Origin of the sequence: Synechococcus sp. PROS-9-1, assembly GCF_014279775.1 — a bacterium.
Classification (GTDB): Bacteria; Cyanobacteriota; Cyanobacteriia; order PCC-6307; family Cyanobiaceae; genus Synechococcus_C.
This window is the reverse complement of record NZ_CP047961.1, coordinates 1,188,747-1,207,727: the sequence shown is the minus strand read 5'-3', so window position 1 is coordinate 1,207,727 and position 18,981 is coordinate 1,188,747. Positions and strand designations below refer to the sequence as shown.

Below are 18,981 nucleotides of genomic sequence, written 5' to 3'. Positions count from 1 at the left end.
CTTGATTTCCTTTATGGCTCTCACGATCGGAGACCGGGCACCAGAGATTGCCCTCGAAGATCAAGACGGCGTTCTGCGTCGTCGTGATGAGCTGCAAAACAAGGTGTTGGTGCTGTTTTTCTACCCCAAGGACGACACTCCTGGCTGCACTGCTGAAGCGTGTGCCTTCCGCGACACCTACTCTTCTTTCGAGGCTCTCGGAGCTGTTGTTTGGGGTGTCAGCAGTGACGATGCTGTAAGCCATCGAAAATTTGCCCAGCGTTATCAATTGCCCTTTCCCCTCCTCAGTGATCAGGGACAACGACTGCGTACGCGTTTCGGGGTTCCAAAAGTTCTCGGATTGCTTCCAGGACGGGTGACCTATGTGATTGATGCAGAGGGCACGATTCGCCATATTTTCAACAACATGCTCGATGGTCCTGCGCACGTGCGTGAAGCCGAGCGAATCGTGAAGGGGCTGTCAAAAGGATGAGCCGCTGGCAGCGACAACAGGGTTGCTGGTGCCTCTGGCCTGCTTCAGCGCAAGGACTGATTGAATTCATTGGGGGCAGCTACTTAGCCACCAATCCCCAGATCAGTTACCGGCGTCTATTGGAAGGATTGGCTGCCCGTCAGCTTGCAGTGCATGCCTGGAGTTACGTACCAGGTTTCGACCATCAGCTGCAGGCGCGAGAAGGTTGGCAGGCCCTGCGCGCCTGTCGCTCAGTCTTCAATCAGCGTTTAGGAAAAGATCTCGTTCCGGTGCGTGTGGGTCACAGCCTGGGCTGCAAGTTGCATTTGCTGGCCCCGGATGGAGGGCGAAACAGTCTTGCGATGGCTGCGTTGAGCTTCAACAACTTCACCGCTGAACGGTCGATCCCCCTGCTTGGCACAATCGCGCCAAGCCTTGGTGTGGTGACGGAATTCAGCCCTGGGCCTGAGGAAACACTGCGCTTGATCGAACGCTATTACCTCCAGCCTCACAACCTGGTGATTCGCTTCGGGGCTGATCAGCTGGATCAAAGCCAAGACCTGATGCAAGCGCTTAGCAAGCGCTCCGGTGATCAAAGCCAGTTTGTTGCCATGAACGGAGATCACCTCACCCCTGCCAGTGCTGGACTGCGACAGGGGCTCCTAGGAGATTGGGCCGATGATCCAGCAAGAGCCAGGGTGATCGGCTCCTTGATTGAATCGATTGGCAATTTGGGACTCGGTCTTGAACGTCAGTGATGATTCAGAAAGTTCTTTATAGATCGTTTGCTTAGCCGCGTAAACGATCAAGAACGGAGCGGTCTTCCAGTGTGCTGGTATCGCCAGTGACCTCTTCACCGGCAGCAAGAGCGCGCAGAATCCGGCGCATGATCTTGCCACTGCGCGTTTTTGGCAACGCATCGCTGCAGCGAATCTCGTCGGGCCTGGCGATCGGTCCGATCTCTTTGCCGACATGGGCGCGCAGTTCCGCAAGGAGGGCGTCGTTGGACTCTCGTCCCAATTCCAGTGTGACGAAGGCAACGATGCCCTCACCCTTGAGATCATCAGGTCGACCGACCACAGCGGCTTCGGCTACGGCGGGATGACTCACCAAGGCTGATTCGATTTCCATCGTGCCAAGACGATGACCCGAGACATTGATTACGTCATCCACGCGCCCCATCACCCAGAAATAACCGTCGGTATCCCGGCGTGCCCCATCACCAGCGAAGTAGAGGTGTGATCCATCTGCAGGGCGAATCGCCTCCCAGTAGCTCTCGCGGAACCGTTGCGGATTTCCATGAACGGTGCGCATCATTCCTGGCCAAGGGGCTCGCACCGCTAGGTATCCACCTTCGTTCGGTCCACAGCTATTGCCCTCTGCATCGATGATGTCGGCTTGGATCCCAGGTAGGGGCAAGGTGGCAGAGCCAGGCTTGGTGGGGGTCGCTCCAGGGAGGGGGCTGATCATCACGCCACCGGTTTCGGTTTGCCACCAGGTGTCAACGATCGGGCAGCGTTCCCCGCCCACCACATCGCGATACCACATCCAGGCTTCAGGGTTGATCGGCTCACCGACGGTGCCGAGCAGGCGCAGGCTGCTCATGTCGTACTGATCAGGCACCGCACGGCCACTCCTCATAAAGGCACGAATGGCCGTGGGAGCGGTGTAAAAAATGCTGATTCGGTGTTTCTGGATCAGCTCCCAGAACGCCCCTGGCTTCGAGGGTCGAGGAGCTCCCTCGTACATCACTGTGGTGGCGCCGTTCGACAGAGGCCCGTAGACGATGTAGCTGTGTCCGGTGATCCAGCCCACATCGGCCGTGCACCAAAACACGTCATCGTCACGGATGTCGAAGATCCATTGAAAGGTCAAATGGGCCCAGAGGTTGTATCCCGCGGTGGTGTGGACTACACCTTTGGGTTTTCCGGTTGATCCAGAGGTGTAAAGCACAAACAACCGGTCTTCGCTTGCCATCGGCTCAGCAACGCAAGCATCCGATTGATTGGCGACCAGGTCGTGCCACCACTGATCTCTCCCCTCCACCATCTCCACCGGTTGGTCGGTGCGTTTCACGACGAGCACGGACTTCACCGTTGGGCATGCACCATCGGCAAGCGCTGCATTCACAGCTGGCTTCAGCGAAACAGGCTTGTCTTTGCGGAAACCTCCATCGGCCGTGATCACCGCTTTCACTTCACCGTCGATGAGGCGATCACGCAGGGCTTCTGCAGAAAACCCTCCAAACACCACAGAGTGAGGAGCGCCAATGCGCGCGCAAGCGAGCATCGCGATGGCGGCCTCAGGCACCATCGGCATGTACAGCGCAACCAGGTCGCCTTTGCCAATTCCGATGGCCTTGAGGGCGTTAGCAGCACGGCACACCTCGGCATGCAGCTCTTGGTAGGTGAAGGTGCGCACATCCCCGGGCTCCCCCTCCCAGATCAGGGCTGTCTTGTTGGCCTTGGGGCCATTCAGATGACGGTCAAGACAGTTGTAGGAGAGGTTGGTCGTTCCCCCCTCAAACCAGCGTGCAAACGGTGGGTTGTTCCAGTCGAGAACGGTATGAAACGGTTCAAACCAATGCAGTTCACGACGCGCCGCTTCTCCCCAGAACGCATCTGGATCGGATTTGGCCGCTTCAGCTAGAGCGCGATAGGACTCCATCCCAGAAATTCGCGCATCCCTGGCGAGGTTCGCTGGTGGATCAAAGACACGTTCTTCTTGAAGCACGCTCTCAATGGTGGAACCCTCACTCATCGCCTGCTGCTCAAATGCACTGACAGCACAACACTATCGATGCTTTCAGCATCCTGACCAGTCGCGTTGTCAGAATCCACAGAAGAGTGATACGGCAATGATGCCAAAGCCTGGATCCTTGTCAGCGCCAAAAGCATGCCTGTTCGATCTTGATGGTCTCCTGCTTGATACCGAACCTTTGCAGGCAGAGGCTTGGAAGGCAGCAGCAGCATGCTTCAACGGATCCTTATCGCTTCAGCAACTGCAACTGCTCAAGGGACGTCGCCGCGATGACAATGCCAACTTGGTTTGCTCATGGTTGCCCCAGTCAGTTTCGGCGGAAGAACTCCTGAAAGCACGGGAGCCGATTGCTAGGCGTTTAGTAGCTGAGGCTCCAGCCGTTCCTGGCGCGGAGCAATTCATCCAATTTTGCAGCTCCAAGCAGTTACCCATGGTTCTGGTCACCAGTAGTAAGGAAGCGTCTCTGCTCTACAAAATCTCCGGCCACCCATGGCTGGATTTAATTCAAAGCCGTGTGTTGGGCGATGACTCTGAACTTCGCGCGGGGAAACCAGCTCCTGATCCCTACGTGTTAGCGACCCAACGGCTGGGGTTGTCGCCAGGGGAATGCTGGGTGTTTGAGGATTCCCAGGCTGGCTGTCAGTCGGCCTTAGAGGCAGGCTGCTGGGTTTGGCAGTTGGTCGACGCGCTCAGCGAAATCGATGCAAATGCAATGCAACATCCCCGTCTCACCCTCATCACCAGCTTGGGCGAAGGAGAGGAACAACTCCGGAACAGCTTCAGTACAAACGACTGAGAACGAAATCTGGTAACTCGAGTAAGGCTGTGCGGGACGGGGATTCGGGCATCCAATCCAAGGATTCGCGAGCTTCTCGGGCGAACGTTTTGGCGAGTTCGCGTGTGCGAGGAATCGCTTCTGACTCACGCACGAAAGCCAAAGCGGTTTCAAGATCACCCTCTCCACTGAATTCTCGTTCAATCAAACTCGACAGAGCTGGACGCTCCTCAAGGGCATACAACGCTGGTGCTGTGAGATATCCACTGGAGAGATCACTGGCTGCCGGTTTCCCGAGTTGTTGATCATTGCCAGTAAAATCAAGTATGTCATCGACAACCTGGAAAGCCAAACCGAGCTGACGGCCGTAGTGATAAAGCGATTCAAGATGAGGTTCTGACAAGTCACTTAAAACACCTGCAGCTTTTGCACTATTGGCAATTAATGAAGCGGTTTTGCAATAGCTCTTTTCGAAATAGGTTTCAAATGATTGGCCTGTATCGAAGCGAAATAAGCCTTGTTTTACTTCTCCATCGGCGAGATCCATGATCACGCGACTAAGCAATTTCACGACATCCAGATTGTCGAGGTTTGCCAGGTGCCAACTCGCCTGAGCAAACAAAAAATCACCGGCGAGAACGGCAACTCTGTAATTAAATCGGCTGTGAACGGTCTCAACACCACGTCGTGTTGACGCTTCATCAACAACATCGTCGTGGACGAGCGAGGCGGTGTGGATCATTTCAGTGATCTCCGCCAGGCGTCGATGGCGTGAACTCAACTCTCCGTCTGCAGAAATCGCCCTTGAAATCAGCAACACGATTCCAGGCCTGAGTCGTTTGCCCCCAGCGCTGAAGAGGTGTTCAGCAGCAGCTTGGAGAATCGGGTGACCGGCTCCTATCAGGCTGCGAAGGTCGCTTAGCAGGATCTCAAGATCCGACTCGACCGGCTGCAGCAACTCGGTGACGGTGGCCATGAATCCCCTCGGTGCAGAGATCCTAGGAAACGCAGACCTATGGCTGCAGATTCACGAGATCAACGCAAGGCCTTTGACCCAGCCAAGCCGTGGCTCTCTCAGCAAACCCCTGGGGATCTTTCGTCACGCAAAAATGGGCGGCTTCCAGTGATAAAGGCTGGTTTTGGCTTCCAGGCAACGGTTGGCCCAGAAAGGCATCGAGTTGCGTTGCGACGGCGACAGCAGGGTCGATCAGACGCATGTGAGGAGGCAATAAGTTCGCCAGTAGCGGCACCAGCAGCGGGTAGTGGGTGCAACCGAGCACCACCGAATCGACGGAGGCTTCAAGCAAGGGCTGTAAGTACCGAATCGCAGCTTCACGAAGTTCATCAGAACGGAGATCTCCGGCTTCGATCAAGGGAACAAAGTCTGGACAGGCCTGTTGCACCACCAAGGTTCCAGGATGGAGCGCTTCGATGCTCTCGCGATAGGCGCCAGAGGCCACCGTTGCTGGAGTGGCGAGAACGCCAACCCTCTGTTCGCTAACCAATGCAGCGGCTGCTCCAATCAGCCCTACAACGGGAACACCTGCTTGTCCCTCGGTCACGTCTCTGGCGAGAGCATTGGTGGTGTTGCAAGCCATCACAACGGTGGAGACCTGTTGAGCTCGCAACCAAGCCACAACCTCAGCCGCAATCGAACGAATTTCTGAAGGAGAGCGACTGCCGTAGGGAACACGGGCGGTGTCGCCTAGGTACGTCACGGGTACTGCACCGTGACGCTCGAGGATTCTGCGCAGGACGGTGAGCCCGCCAATGCCACTGTCAAACAGTCCGAGACGAATGGTCAACGCACCCCTTTCAGAAAATCAAGAATGCCAGTGGCAATAGCCAAAGCAAGCCTCTGACGGTGGGCGGAGCTAGCGAGGCGCGGAGAGTCAATATTGCCAGTGACAAATCCCATCTCGACGAGTGCTGCTGGCATTATTGTTCGCCTAATCACAAAGAATCGACCTCGTTTCACACCCCGATTCGGGCTACCGGGGGACACGTTTAGCATTTGCTGCTGAAGGTGAGCGGCTAAGCGGGCGGAACGACGGCCGGAATAAAAGAATGTCTCTATCCCATTGACATTCTGTCTTGACATGCTGACCGCATTGGCATGAATACTCACGAAGGCATTGGCCCCAGCGCGGTTGGCAATCGAAACCCGGGGTGGCAGATCCACATCCACTTCCGCCGTTCGCGTCATGGTGACTTGAACCCCCTTGGCTTCCAGTAAGCGAACCACTTGCAGCGAGATATCGAGAACGATTTCACTCTCCCGGATGCCTCGAATCCCAATAGCGCCTGGATCGGGTCCACCATGGCCTGGATCGATGACCACGCGGTATTTTCCTCGGGTCACGGTGGGTAAGCCCGCTGCATTCACCGGGGTTCGGCTCGGTTGGATGCGTAGGCCTCCGGGCCAGGACCCAGAGGATGCACGGTTGATATCTCCTTCGCCGATCGGCCGCAATCCAGTGGTGGGAAGCCCTTGAAAACTGAGCTTCCAGCGATTTGAAGCGGTACCTATCAATTTCAACTGACTGGGATCGAGATCGACCCCTGGCTGAAACTCAATCACCAAGCGGGTCTCACCCACGTTTGGTCTGCCAAGACGAATTTCGCGAACAGGGCCAGAACCGGGCAGGCTTCTAGAGCGACTGAGCTCACCTGGAAAATCGATCCAAACCCTTGGACCACGCTTGCGATCTCCGGATTCGAAGAAGGCTTGAAGTCGTGCCCCCGCAGCGGTGCGCAATAGGAGCTCGCCCGAAGAACTGAGTTTCCACGCTGCTAGGGCACTTGCGGCCTTGGCAGGCAAGCTGATCAGCAGCGATGAAGCTTGTAGAGCCGCGGCAAGGACGAGCGCACTGAAGCGAAAGGGCAGCCTGGCCATGACCTTCAGAACAACGCGGGTTGGCGGTGCTTCAGGCTCGGCATCTGCCCGCGAATGCGTTGGAGATGGCTGGGGTCAACCGGGGCGATTGCTGCCCCTGGTGCAACCCCGGCATCGGACAACACCGTTCCCCAAGGATCCACAACCATGGAATGACCGTGGCTTTGTCTGCGCATGTAATGCACGCCTGTTTGGGCCGGAGCCAGCACGTAAGCCGTGTTTTCGATCGCCCTTGATTGGAGCAAAACTTGCCAATGATCCTTACCTGTGAAGGCTGTGAAAGCAGCGGGAATCATCAACAACTCGGCTCCGGCTCCAACGAGATAGCGATAAAGCTCAGGGAAGCGCAGGTCGTAGCAAATGGACAGCCCCACACGACAAAGCCCAGGAACATCCACCACGGGAGGAGGGGACGTCCCGGGACTAAAACTTGCTGATTCCCGATAGGAGCTCCCGTCTGGGAGGTCAACGTCGAAGAGGTGGATTTTGTCGTAACTCGCCAATATTTGACCGTCACGGCCTACCAGCTGTGACCTCTGAAAATGGCGTTGGCCATCCCCCACGGGAACGGGAAACCCACCACCCAGAACAACGACCTGGTAGCGGCGAGCCATGGTGACCAAAAACCGAGATGCCTGTTCTGACAAAGCCGGCGCCAGTTCGAGTCTCTGAGCGTCGTCACCCATAAAGGCAAAGTTTTCGGGCAAAGCGATCAGCTCGGCGCCACGACGCGCCGCTAAATCGATTTGCTCCTCAGCGGCCGCAAAATTGCTTTCAGGGTCAGTTGTACTGGTGAGTTGCAGGGCCGCAGCCAGAAAGTCACTCACGTGCGTTAAATCCGATTCGCAAATGGTATTGGCTTCTAGCCATGCGGCTACCCAGAAACAGCACGAAGCACGCCTGGTTCAACTTGTGTGGGAACCACAGAGAGCTGATCAAGACCAGCACAGCGTTGGAAATCAGCGTCGTGATCACCCAAGCCAATCAAACGCTGTCCGTGGGATGCGATTCGCAAACAGGCTTCGGGGTTGTCTTTCCATTGGGACCACAGAGCGAGTGCCGCTTGCATTTCATCGTTTGCAACGGTGGCCCCTGCAGCCAGAAGGGAGTCGGCGAGGGCACCGGCTGCTAATGAATCCTCCAAGGAATAGGTGCCTTCCCAGCCGCTTCCCACCATCCACACCTGTTCGGGCTGATCGTTGATCAGTTGTTGTGCCACCGCTTCACGGTTCGGTAAGGCCACCGTGAGGACACAGGCCACCTCTCTCACCCGGTGCAAGGAGCGAGTGCCATTGGTGGTGCTCATGAAGAGGCGTTTGCCCTTCACGGTCTCGGGGACAACGGTTACTGGGGAATTGCCGAGATCAAAACCATCGAGCTTGGAACCACCTCGCTCGCCTACCAGCAGACGCTTTTCATCGGGCCAAGCGTTGGCCTCTGCTCGAAGTTCATCCAGATCAGCGAAGGTTTGAACCGCTTCTGCACCGTTGTGCAAGGCCCAGGCAATGGTGGTGGTGGCGCGCAGGACATCGATGACAACAGCGGCGTCAGGACCATCTGGACCCTTGATGGTGTCTGGAACGTCACCAGCAACGTGGAAATAGGAAACCTTCATGGCCACGATCTCGATCAGCGTGCGTCACAGTAACGAGATTGCTTCCTGATCACCCTTTCAACTCCATGGCTTTGATTGGACCCGGCCCTGGAACGAGAGATTTACGGGACTTCCTCAAGCTGCTTGAAGAGCGTGGGCAGCTGCGGCGGATTACGGCTCCAGTTGATCCAGATCTTGAGCTAGCAGCCATTGCTGATCGGGTTCTTGCTGCTGGTGGACCAGCCCTGCTGTTTGAGAACGTGATTGGCTCCAGCATGCCTGTAGCCGTCAACACGCTCGGCACTGTCGAGCGTGTGGTTTGGAGCATGGGTCTGGAACGGGCTGAACAGCTCGAGGAGCTTGGATCCAGACTTGCCATCCTTCAGCAACCGAGGCCTCCGAAAGACCTCCAGGAGACCAAGCAATTTGCAAGGGTGTTTTGGGATCTGGTGAAGGCCCGACCAGACCGCGATCTTGTCCCTCCCTGCCGGCAACAGGTGTTTCTGGGAGATGACGTCAATCTGGAACAAATCCCCTTGATCAGACCTTGGCCTGGTGATGCCGGTGGTGTGATCACGTTGGGACTCGTGATCACGAAGGACCCTGAAACCGGTGTTCCAAACGTGGGGGTTTATCGGTTGCAGCGTCAATCGGTCAACACCATGACCGTGCATTGGTTGAGCGTTCGTGGTGGTGCGCGTCACCTGCGCAAGGCAGCGGCGATGGGTAAAAAGCTTGAGGTCGCCATCGCCATTGGTGTGCACCCTTTGCTTGTGATGGCGGCAGCAACACCAATTCCAGTGCAACTCAGTGAATGGCTGTTTGCAGGAATTTATGCAGGGGAAGGAGTACGTCTCACCCCCTGCAAAACGATTGATCTGCAGGTGCCAAGTTGCAGTGAGGTGGTGTTGGAGGGAACGATTACTCCTGGAGAGGTGAGTCCAGACGGTCCATTTGGCGACCACATGGGTTTTTACGGCGGTGTGGAGGATTCACCCTTGGTGCGCTTCCACTGCATGACACAGCGGCGGTCTCCGATCTTTCTCACCACCTTCAGTGGCCGGCCACCAAAAGAAGAGGCGATGTTGGCCATTGCTTTGAACAGAATTTATACGCCAATCTTGCGTCAGCAAATTCCAGAAATAAAAGATTTCTTTCTGCCCATGGAGGCACTTAGTTATAAGTTAGCGGTGATTTCTATTGATAAAGCTTATCCTGGCCAGGCAAAGAGAGCTGCAATGGCGTTTTGGAGTGCGCTCCCGCAATTTACTTATACCAAGTTTGTTGTTGTGGTTGATAAGCACATCAATGTGCGTGATCCACGTCAGGTTGTCTGGGCTATCGCTGCACAGGTAGATCCACAGCGGGATTTATTCGTCTTGGAAAATACACCCTTTGATACTCTTGATTTTGCTAGCGAGCAACTGGGTCTTGGTGGAAGGATGGCCATTGATGCCACTACCAAAATAGGTCCAGAAAAGAATCACGAATGGGGTGAACCTCTGAACCGACCAGCTGATTTAGAGCAGAAAGTATCGGATCGGCTCGAGGAGCTTGGCTTGTCTGATCTGGATCATGCTGAACCAGATCCTGCACTGTTTGGCTATATCTTGGACAAGCTTATTTCCATCCAGCCTCGGTCATAAGACGGATGGCTTCTGGGTTATAGCGACTGAGCTCTGAAATAGTGACCCGATCAGGAGTGAATTTTGTCATTCCTTTGAGGTAAGTTGAACCACCAACTCCTTGTAAGGGGAACTCATAGGTTGGCCCTGCAATGCCAGCACTACCTTGAGGAGATGACAGGAATTCGATCAATTTAACCGCATTTTTCTTGTTTTTAGAATAACAAGAAACCGCAGCAGCGCTGATGTTGACGTGAGCAGGTTTTGGCATCACGATTTTTACATCATTGCCAAAATTCTGATCCTTTTTGCCATTTACCCCTGCCCTCATGCGAGCTAAGTAGTAGTGATTCACGACTCCAACACCACATTGCCCTTGAGCAACAGCACGAATCAGTCCGATATCACCACCAAAATAAGGCTCACTCACGTTATTAGTAAGACCCTTTAGCCAAGATTTCACTTTTGCCGTGCCATTAAGTGCCAACTGATCAGCAACGAGTGATTGATTATAGACATTTTTACGCTTTCTCAGGCATACTTTCCCTTTCAAGGATGGGCTCGCTAGCTGTGCATAGGACATCACTGAAGATGGAGAAACCATTGTTGGGTTAACGATTATTGCCCGCACTCGTCGAGTTAAGCCAAACCATCTATTGTTTGGATCTCGATATCTAGAAGGCACAGATTTCTCTAGAGATGATGATTGAATTGGTGCAAAGAGCCCGGCATTGGCTGCATTGTTGATGCGTGCAGCATCAACCAAAATAATTACGTCAGCCTTTGTATTTTTCCCTTCGCTTTTCAATCTCTGAACCAATGAAATACCAGAGGCCTCAATTAAGCGAACCTTGATACCAGTTTGATCTGAAAACTTTTTATAAACTTGACGGTCAGTGTTGTAATGACGACCCGAGTAGACTCGGACTTCCTCTGACGCAAGAGCTGGTGTAAAAAGAGCTATTGGCAAAAGAGATGTGAGAAACAAAATCGTTTTCATCTCAATAAAGCATTATTTTTTATTATAGAATCCTTCTGCGACTCAAGCGAATCATTTGTCACACGGCTACGCTTCGCTGACTATTCCAGAGATGAAAGGACTTAACAATGAATCATTTGCGATTGCAAATACTGGATCAACCAACCTGTGAACGATTGCTTGAGAGACTCGCCAACGAAGCTGAATGGCAGGATGGTTCAATCACCGCCGGTTCCCACGCTAAGGAGGGAAAAAGAAATGCACAGCTTCATTATGAATCTCCATTGCGGAAGGAAATTCATGAGCTCATAGAATGTGCAATGTGGAATCACCCTGCCGTGAAGGGGTTTTGCCTTCCTCGCAAGCTTCACCGATTTTTAGTCACTAAAACGGAAAGCGATGGTGGATATGATTCGCATGTTGATAATGCTTATATGAGCAGTGGAAGGAGTGATTTGTCTTTTACCCTCTCTTTAACTGATGACTCGAAATATGAGGGAGGTGAACTGGAGATCGATAGTATTTCGGAGTCTTTTCCTATCAAGATCAAGCAGGGAGAAATTGTGATCTATCCCAGCACATCGATGCATCGCGTTTGCACTGTCACAACCGGTGTTCGCACAGTTTGTGTGGGTTGGATTGAGAGTTATGTTAAAGGCGAAAGTGATCGCATTTGTCTGTTTCAGCTGGAAAGTGGTGCTCGGGCGATGTTGGCAAAGCACGGTCGTGGCGACGAACTTGATTTGATTTTCTTAGCGTATACAAACCTATTGCGACGTTTAGGCAGCTAGGCATGTATAAAAAGATTCGGGCTTTTGCTTTCTGTTGAGTAAACTGAGATGTGTGCTCAAATTTAATGAAAAAGTCGACTGCTCTTTCAATATTTCTTGCTGGTACAGCTGCATTGACAGGTCCACTAGCAATCGTGGAACCTGCTCAAGCTGAGCAAACACCGGCTGGTGGCCTTCAAGAATGGTCAACAGACCAAGATCTCGATGCTGCAGCTAAGAAAGATTCTGATGCTAAGGCCGCAGCTAAAAAAGCAGCCGAGCAGGACATCTGTATTCCTATTGGTGAGGGTGAGAACTGTTGGTAAAATCTATTAAACCTTGATTTTCAAGGATTAATGATGCACTTATGAGCGCCTATCGGCGCTTTTTTAATGGCTTATAGTTTAAATATTTTAAGAGCATTTGTTATTGTTTAATCTGTATTTTGACTAAAGTGTACTGTTAGCAACGATTTCCAAAAAAAAAGCACCCAGGACGGGTGCTTAAATCATAATTTCTTAATTTAACCTAAAGTTAGATCAGAATTTGAAGGTTGTTTGGACAAGAGCACCAAATTTGTTGGCACCTTTTGTAGAATCGGCACCATATGCCTCGTTAGTCCAGAACACTGCAGGCTTGATGCCGATGTTGTCAGTGACTTGGAAGTTGTACCAAACTTCACCAGCAAAGTTGTCATCGTCGGGACTGTCATTGCCTTTAATTCTAGTTGCGTAGCTGGAGTAGCTACCAACCGCTGCTCCTAGTTTGTTGCCTTCAATAAAGGCATCATCCCAGGTCAGACCAACCATCCAGCCGAAGGTGTCTTCGATTTTACCAGTTGCATCTGCAGCAGAAGTACCAAAATCAAGACCAGCACTAATGGTTGGAATGATGCCGGCATCTTCTGGTGACCAGTAGCCACGAAGTCCGTAGACATTCAACGCTTCGTCCTGATCTTTTGCCTCAGGAGTTGAATAACCCATGGCTGGATCAGAGCCATCAGCACCCTGCTTGCTTGCGAAAAGTCCTGATACGTACCATTGGCGATTACCGTAACCAATTTGGCTTAGGAAATAACCATCAGTTGCTTCTCCAAACATGCCCTTTGTCGAGTTACTGTCTGCACCTTCACCACCATCAGCAACATAGTTGGCAGCTACGTTAAAAGCGGCTTCGCCAGGTGCTACATCTTGGCGCCATTGGATACCAGCACCTTGGCCTGTGCTGGCTCCCATCAGTGCTCCATATCCACCAAGCTTGAAGGCTTTAAGGATTGGTTTGTAGCGAGTAGGTGTTTCGACCATGTAGTAGTTCTCAATCAGAGGACCTACAGTGACCATGAACTCATTACCCACAGGGAATGTGTACCACATTTTGTCGACTTTGAGTGTGCTATCACCACTCTTTGCATCAGACAAATATGAGTCAGTTTGGGTCCAGACGTTATCCATATTTCCTGTTCTCAATCTCGTGTAAAGAAGATCTTTACCCGTGAATGAGCTATTCAGGTTAAGAGTGAACCGGTAAGAGAAGCTTAAGGCGTCGTCATCGCATTCGCCGGCTTGACTGCCAGTAGCACCAGCTTTGTTGCATTCATCACGGTTGTCGTATGAGACTCCACCGATGAAGTAGTCAGCCTGTCCCTTCAGCTTGGTAGTGGTGGAGAATTGCTGAGCTTCCAGTTCACCAACTTTGGCTTCAAGTCCGTCAACACGGCCCTTGAGGATGGCGAGTTCTTTAGAGAACTCTTTCATCAGCATTTTCAGCTCGTCGGTCACTTCAGTGACGCGGTCGAGACATGCGTTCAACAGAGCAGCCGCTTCAAAGCGGGTCATTGCCCTGTTACCGCGGAAGGTGCCGTTGGGGTAACCAGCAACACAGCCGTAGCGCTCGATCAGGTTGCCAAGAGCCTGATAAGCCCAATCGGTTGGGTAAACGTCTGAAAACTGAGTGATGCTGGTGACTTGCTCGCCTGTGGCGGCGTAGTCAGATACACCGTTGAAGTTCAGCTCAGTGGCATTAGCAGCCACAGGAGCCAAAAGGCCCAAGGCAGCTGGGGCCACCAGCAGTTGACGGACAAGTTTCAAGTTGATCCTCACAAAAGGTGACGCAAAATGCGTCGATGCAAACTTAATTGCTCTTTTCCTTTATTGCGACGTAAAAAAGACACTTTCATCTCTCTACACGTCACAATCTTTATACGCATTAAGCACATCTCAACGCGTCATTTGATACGAACAGGATCTAATTCTTCTGGATAGCTAGACAATAGTTCTTAAGGTCACTCGAGAATTGTACATTCCAAGTTTCTTTCTTAGAGCCTCTTTGCTCGCTCTCGCAACACTCGTGGCAGTCGCGTTTGTTTTTGTTAGACGGGATTCCATTGAAGGTAGGGGTGCTTCTGTCAGTGATCAGACGCAAAGTCAGTTGTTTTGGACCAAAACAGGTCGAGATCGCACACCTTCGTCTTCAACAAGCAATCGCTATTGCGAATCGATTGCAGAAAGGGGCTTGTTTGGTCTATGTTGCTATCAATTCTCATTAGCGTTTAAACCACCCCGTGAGCTTCCGCTTCCTGCCTGACGACCCCACGTCATCGATTCAAATCCCCACAGGGCAAACCGTGCTTGTGGATACCCACGGTCGCAGTGATGGTATGAAATTAAATGTGCTTGAGGGAATTGCCAGGGTCTATTGCCCTTGTGAAGAGACAGAGGGAATGACCCTTGCCTTCCTGCAGACGGGCGACCAGCTCAGAACGGATTGCTTGTGCAGTGATGGCATTTGCGTCGAAGCCATGACTCCACTGAGAATCGAGACGAAATCGATAGAGCCCTCACCCAATGGTTATGACTCTGTGAACGAGTGGACGTTGCAACTGCTCAGAATTCGTCACTTAGGACAAGCGGAGCAACGCCTTCATGCCTTACTGAGTCTCTTAGTGAATCGATTGGGTAGGCGCTACGGAGAATGGTGCAATCTTCCCTTTCGCCTCACTCACGACCGAATTGGTGAACTGATTGGTTCCACCAGAGTAACTTCAACTCGCTTGATTTCCAAACTGCGCAATGGTGAAATGTTGGTGACAAACTCTGGGGAAGCTTCTATGAAGCTGTCTCCTAGCTTGATTGAATCGAGCCCACTTGGCTTTTAGGTGTTATATGAAGACGATAGCCAGTGATTATGGAAAATTGAGCTTACTTTCGTGTTGGGACCACATGTGAATATGATTTTGAAGTTGACTTCATTTAAGGCTTCCATCCGAAGAGAAAAGTCTCTCAGCCTGTCGTTTTCAACTTTTAGCCATTCTGAACTAAAAAAACCAATCGGAAATATCTCATTATTGATTGTTGAAATAAGGCTGATTCGTAACACCCCCTCGTCTATTTTTAAAAATTTGCAGCTCTTGGATTCATCAAAATCTTGGAATGTGACATCTAAACTCTGACCCCTTTTGAGGCTATGCAATTGATGCCTAACGATTTATTTTTGAAGTTTATACAATTATAGCGACACGTTGACCATCATATGAATCAAGAGAATGTATAAAATGATAAGCAGGGCGCTGGGCTTCCAGTGGCTTTGATTAAGGATGTATCTGTCGTATTAACTTCTTTGAATTGTTTGTTGTCTCTATAAGAATAAGCTTATTCATTAATGGATGAGTGATATCTCTTGGCTGTTGATGTTGATTTCTTGTTTATTTGCTCATTATTGTCATGTTTTAGTAGGTGTCACCCGCAGAATCTTGGTCTTGCAGCAGGAGTTGGTGACAACTTCAACTAAATGCAAGAGCCTTTGAAGTTCGAGCTAATAGGATCGTTTTCATTACCTACAGGCTGCTCATCGGTGTCGGGCTCAAATGGCTTCCCAAGGGATCTGAAAGCAGGTGGCAGCCTCCATGGTCGGGTCCGCGTTCCAGGCGATAAATCTATTTCTCATCGCGCTCTTCTCTTCGGCGCTATTGCTGAGGGCACAACCACTATCGAAGGTCTTTTGCCAGCAGAGGATCCGATGAGTAGTGCTGCTTGTCTGCGCTCGATGGGGACAACGATTTCGCCGATTAAGAGCGGTGAAATGGTGACCATTGAGGGTGTTGGCCTTGATGGATTGCAAGAGCCTTCGGAGATTCTCGATTGTGGCAACTCCGGAACCACCATGCGGTTGATGCTTGGTCTTCTCGCCGGACGTGAAGGGCGCCATTTTGTTTTGACCGGTGACGCCTCTCTTTGTCGTCGTCCGATGAACAGGGTTGGTCAGCCGCTCTCCTTGTTAGGGGCGGATGTGCGCGGTCGAGATCGAGGAAATTTAGCTCCGCTGGCTGTTCAAGGGCAGAGGTTGAGGGGCGCTGTTGTGGGGACGCCTGTTGCCAGCGCTCAAGTGAAATCAGCCATTTTGCTGGCCGCGCTCACGGCAGATGGATCAACGAGTGTGATTGAGCCTGCTCACTCCCGTGATCACAGCGAGCGCATGCTTAGAGCTTTTGGTGCTGACCTTGAAGTGGGTGGTGAGATGGGCCGGCATATTTTGGTTCGTCCAGGCGCCACATTGAAAGGACAGCATGTTGTTGTTCCGGGAGATATCAGTTCTGCTGCTTTCTGGCTTGTGGCTGGTGCTCTCGTTCCTGGCGCCAAGATTACCGTGGAAAATGTGGGATTAAATCCCACGCGCACTGGAATTCTTGAAGTGTTGGAGATGATGGGCGCCTCGATTGAGGTGTTGAATCGCCGCGATGTTGCCGGTGAACCTGTTGGCGATCTACAGGTGAGTCATGGCCCCCTTAAGGCCTTTCAGTTTGGAGAAGAAATTATGCCGCGCTTGGTGGATGAGGTTCCGATTCTGAGTGTCGCGGCTTGTTTTTGTGATGGAGAAAGTCACATCAGCGGTGCAGCTGAGCTGCGTGTGAAAGAAACGGATCGACTCGCTGTGATGGCCCGGCAACTTAAGGCCATGGGCGCGGACATTGATGAGCATCCCGATGGTCTCACGATTCGTGGTGGCCGCTCTTTAAAAGGTGCTGAATTGGATAGTGAGACAGACCACCGCGTTGCGATGAGTCTTGCTATTGCTGGCTTAATGGCTGAGGGTGATTCAAGAATTTCTCGCAGCGAAGCAGCGGCTGTGAGTTATCCCACTTTCTGGGACGATCTTGAGAGATTGCGTCTCTGACCCAGCTGTGCTTAGTACCCGCTTCACAGCAGACGGAAGCTTCAGTTTGCACAGCAACAGCTTTGCTGAAAGCTTCCATAGTTCTTGCGGCGCTCTGGAAGAAGCAAACAGCAAGTTTGTGCTGCCGGCGCAGCTCGATCGCTTTCCCAGCGGGCGTTGTTTACGCGTTTTAGATGTTTGTTTCGGGCTGGGCTACAACACGGCTGCACTGATGGCGGCCCTCCCCAATGTGGGTGGACCAAACTTGCAATGCTGGGCGTTGGAACTCGATCGAGCGCCTTTGCGGTTGGCCCTCGCTGAGCCCAGTTTTATTGCTCTTTGGCCTGAGCATGTTGTCGCTTGTCTAGGGGCTCTCTCTGCTGATGGTTATTGGCAGGATTCGCGTCGTCAGCAGTCGGTTCAAATGCTCTGGGGTGATGCGCGTCAGCAGCTTCAGTACATACCAAAGGATTTACGTCTGGATTTGATCCTGTTGGACGCCTTTTCACCTGGGAAATGTCCCCAGCTCTGGAGTGAGGAATTTATCCAGAGTCTTGCAGCTCTACTCGCACCGGGGGGACGGTTGTTGACCTATTGCAGAGCAGCAGCAGTGCGGAATAATTTGCGCCTTGCCGGCCTTGAGTTGCGCTCGCTTCTTCCAAAGCCAGGAGACGTTGCGGGGTGGAGCTCTGGGACCTTGGCGTTGCGCCCCAACGAATATGAGCAATATTCACCTGACATTGGACCTGGTTGGCGTGGCTTGAGCGAGATGGAAGAGGAGCATCTGCAGACGCGGGCGGGTGTGCCTTACCGAGACCCGACAGGTACTGATACGGCCGCTTTGATTTTGAAGCGACGCCAACACGAACAGGCTTTTGTTGATCTGCCAAGCACCAGCGCTTGGCAGCGTAAGTGGGGATTGGCGAGACAAGCTTGCAATTCTTAAATATCCATAAGTATTGAACATAGTCTGATTAATATCCGCATTGTTTTAGGCTTTATATTGCATGAATACCTTAAGCTTGCTATTCATCGTTTGTTGATAATATTGCTTCTTTGGCATGCTCTATTAAGTCAGACTGCCTAAGGCTTGCATAGCTTTTGCGAATACGTGTGATTTTTTCTTGTTCTTCTTTGATGGATGGGAATGATCCGCGTCTGTGATCTTAATACCTAAGCGCTCTCGTTCTTCGACAAAATAAATGGCTTCATTTGCTTGATCAATGAATCTAGATAATTTGCTTCCTTTGTAGGAATTCTCTTGATGTGGCAAATTTCTTACAAAATTATTCCTGAGATTTTAGCTTGTGATGGTTTCACGTTTCTTGTCAGTTCGTAAAAGCATGTGGCTGGCAGCAAATAATATTGTTTATTATTTCAATTTCGCTGATTTGTGCCTGTATAGCTCTCAAGGCCTGGATTTATTTCCCAGTTCCCCTGGTAGATCCCTGTTCTGCAGCTCGTGATGTGGTTGCAGGAAAAGCATGCACAGCTATAGCAGTCTTTCGATAAACGCTTATCTTTTTTTTTACATCCTTAAACCGAAAAAGTCCGTCTATGTATTCGCAAGTATTGGAATGTTTGTGAATATGATGCCTTGTGCATTCATACATTACTTCTGACATTGTCATATTCCATGCATTTGCTTACTCTTTTAAAAGGCTATGACACTGATCAGACATCTGAACTTGAACTTTTTTCAATTTTCTTTTCAATCATGGCTTTCTCCAGCATTTAATTATCATGGTGCATGGTGATGTATTAGATGATGCCGTTTGATTTTTGTTTATTTTATGTTGCTATGTATACGCCTCTGCAGTCCCCAGCTTTCGAAGGATGTGAATCAAGCGATATTTTGTTTGCATTCTTATTTTTTTGCAGTGATTTGTATCTTTTCTGATTGTTGGGCGGTGTTGTAGTCGTTTTTGCATGACTTTCAATGGTTCTGCATTGAATAAGCTGTTTTAGGAGCAGTGGGTATTC

At 51.4% G+C, this 18,981-nt stretch carries 17 protein-coding genes; 9 read left to right on the top strand and 8 right to left on the bottom strand.

Translation table 11 applies throughout. From position 1 onward, the window contains the following. The first annotated feature begins 13 nt into the window (after positions 1–13). Together SynPROS91_RS06345 and SynPROS91_RS06340 are read left to right on the top strand one after the other, a co-directional pair. Positions 14–472, top strand: coding sequence for a peroxiredoxin (locus SynPROS91_RS06345; RefSeq protein WP_186515682.1), 459 nt, complete (start codon positions 14–16; stop codon positions 470–472). After that, positions 469–1,209 (top strand): DUF1350 family protein, encoded by a 741-nt coding sequence (locus SynPROS91_RS06340; protein WP_186515681.1) that lies wholly within the window; start codon positions 469–471, stop codon positions 1,207–1,209. Before SynPROS91_RS06345 ends, SynPROS91_RS06340 begins: the two co-directional genes overlap by 4 nt. A 31-nt stretch (positions 1,210–1,240) precedes the next feature. On the opposite strand, the gene acs is transcribed toward SynPROS91_RS06340, so the two are convergent. Then, positions 1,241–3,211 (bottom strand): acetate--CoA ligase, encoded by a 1,971-nt coding sequence (acs, locus tag SynPROS91_RS06335; protein ID WP_186515680.1) that lies wholly within the window; start codon positions 3,209–3,211, stop codon positions 1,241–1,243. A gap of 97 nt (positions 3,212–3,308) precedes the next feature. On the opposite strand from acs, the gene SynPROS91_RS06330 reads away from it, so the two are divergent. After that, positions 3,309–4,007 (top strand): HAD family phosphatase, encoded by a 699-nt coding sequence (locus SynPROS91_RS06330; RefSeq protein WP_255439642.1) that lies wholly within the window; start codon positions 3,309–3,311, stop codon positions 4,005–4,007. On the opposite strand, the gene sds is transcribed toward SynPROS91_RS06330, so the two are convergent. Genes sds through SynPROS91_RS06305 form a run of 5 tightly spaced genes read right to left on the bottom strand, consistent with a single transcriptional unit; the run spans position 3,991 to position 8,497 of the window. Beyond that, positions 3,991–4,962: a solanesyl diphosphate synthase gene (sds, locus tag SynPROS91_RS06325; protein ID WP_186515678.1), complete on the bottom strand. Its 972-nt coding sequence runs from the start codon at positions 4,960–4,962 to the stop codon at positions 3,991–3,993. The two genes, SynPROS91_RS06330 and sds, sit on opposite strands and share 17 nt — an antisense overlap. Before the next feature lie 37 nt (positions 4,963–4,999). Further along, the gene (gene murI / locus SynPROS91_RS06320) at positions 5,000–5,791 is read right to left on the bottom strand and encodes a glutamate racemase (RefSeq protein WP_186515677.1); all 792 of its coding nucleotides are present in this window, start codon (positions 5,789–5,791) and stop codon (positions 5,000–5,002) included. Continuing rightward, positions 5,788–6,882 carry an N-acetylmuramoyl-L-alanine amidase gene (locus tag SynPROS91_RS06315; RefSeq protein ID WP_186515676.1) on the bottom strand — a complete coding sequence of 365 codons (1,095 nt, stop codon included), beginning with the start codon at positions 6,880–6,882 and terminating at the stop codon, positions 5,788–5,790. The genes murI and SynPROS91_RS06315 overlap by 4 nt, the downstream gene beginning before the upstream one ends. A gap of 5 nt (positions 6,883–6,887) precedes the next feature. Further along, entirely contained in the window at positions 6,888–7,709 is an 822-nt protein-coding gene (locus SynPROS91_RS06310) for a carbon-nitrogen hydrolase family protein (protein WP_186515675.1), read from the bottom strand. Between the two features lie 47 nt (positions 7,710–7,756). Then, positions 7,757–8,497, bottom strand: coding sequence for a 2-phosphosulfolactate phosphatase family protein (locus SynPROS91_RS06305; protein WP_186515674.1), 741 nt, complete (start codon positions 8,495–8,497; stop codon positions 7,757–7,759). Positions 8,498–8,562: 65 nt separating this feature from the next. On the opposite strand from SynPROS91_RS06305, the gene SynPROS91_RS06300 reads away from it, so the two are divergent. Further along, entirely contained in the window at positions 8,563–10,122 is a 1,560-nt protein-coding gene (locus SynPROS91_RS06300; protein ID WP_186515673.1) for a UbiD family decarboxylase, read from the top strand. Here SynPROS91_RS06300 and SynPROS91_RS06295 read toward each other — a convergent pair. Beyond that, positions 10,097–11,101 carry an extracellular solute-binding protein gene (locus tag SynPROS91_RS06295; RefSeq protein WP_186515672.1) on the bottom strand — a complete coding sequence of 335 codons (1,005 nt, stop codon included), beginning with the start codon at positions 11,099–11,101 and terminating at the stop codon, positions 10,097–10,099. The two genes, SynPROS91_RS06300 and SynPROS91_RS06295, sit on opposite strands and share 26 nt — an antisense overlap. 107 nt (positions 11,102–11,208) lie before the next feature. Between SynPROS91_RS06295 and SynPROS91_RS06290 the strand changes: the two genes are divergently transcribed. Together SynPROS91_RS06290 and SynPROS91_RS06285 are read left to right on the top strand one after the other, a co-directional pair. Next, complete coding sequence (locus tag SynPROS91_RS06290; protein WP_186515671.1) at positions 11,209–11,871, top strand: Fe2+-dependent dioxygenase; 663 nt, start codon at positions 11,209–11,211, stop codon at positions 11,869–11,871. A gap of 65 nt (positions 11,872–11,936) precedes the next feature. Next, the gene (locus SynPROS91_RS06285; RefSeq protein WP_186515670.1) at positions 11,937–12,176 is read left to right on the top strand and encodes a hypothetical protein; all 240 of its coding nucleotides are present in this window, start codon (positions 11,937–11,939) and stop codon (positions 12,174–12,176) included. Between the two features lie 213 nt (positions 12,177–12,389). On the opposite strand, the gene SynPROS91_RS06280 is transcribed toward SynPROS91_RS06285, so the two are convergent. Continuing rightward, a complete protein-coding gene (locus SynPROS91_RS06280) occupies positions 12,390–13,937 on the bottom strand; it encodes an iron uptake porin (RefSeq protein ID WP_186515669.1) in 1,548 nt (515 codons plus the stop codon). 473 nt (positions 13,938–14,410) lie between these two features. Between SynPROS91_RS06280 and SynPROS91_RS06275 the strand changes: the two genes are divergently transcribed. From SynPROS91_RS06275 to SynPROS91_RS06265, 3 genes are all read left to right on the top strand, one after another. Then, positions 14,411–15,004 carry a Crp/Fnr family transcriptional regulator gene (locus SynPROS91_RS06275; protein WP_186515668.1) on the top strand — a complete coding sequence of 198 codons (594 nt, stop codon included), beginning with the start codon at positions 14,411–14,413 and terminating at the stop codon, positions 15,002–15,004. 695 nt (positions 15,005–15,699) lie between these two features. Beyond that, a complete protein-coding gene (gene aroA / locus SynPROS91_RS06270; RefSeq protein WP_186515667.1) occupies positions 15,700–17,019 on the top strand; it encodes a 3-phosphoshikimate 1-carboxyvinyltransferase in 1,320 nt (439 codons plus the stop codon). Next, positions 17,000–17,944 carry an MnmC family methyltransferase gene (locus SynPROS91_RS06265; RefSeq protein ID WP_255439640.1) on the top strand — a complete coding sequence of 315 codons (945 nt, stop codon included), beginning with the start codon at positions 17,000–17,002 and terminating at the stop codon, positions 17,942–17,944. The genes aroA and SynPROS91_RS06265 overlap by 20 nt, the downstream gene beginning before the upstream one ends. The last annotated feature ends 1,037 nt before the right edge of the window (positions 17,945–18,981 follow it).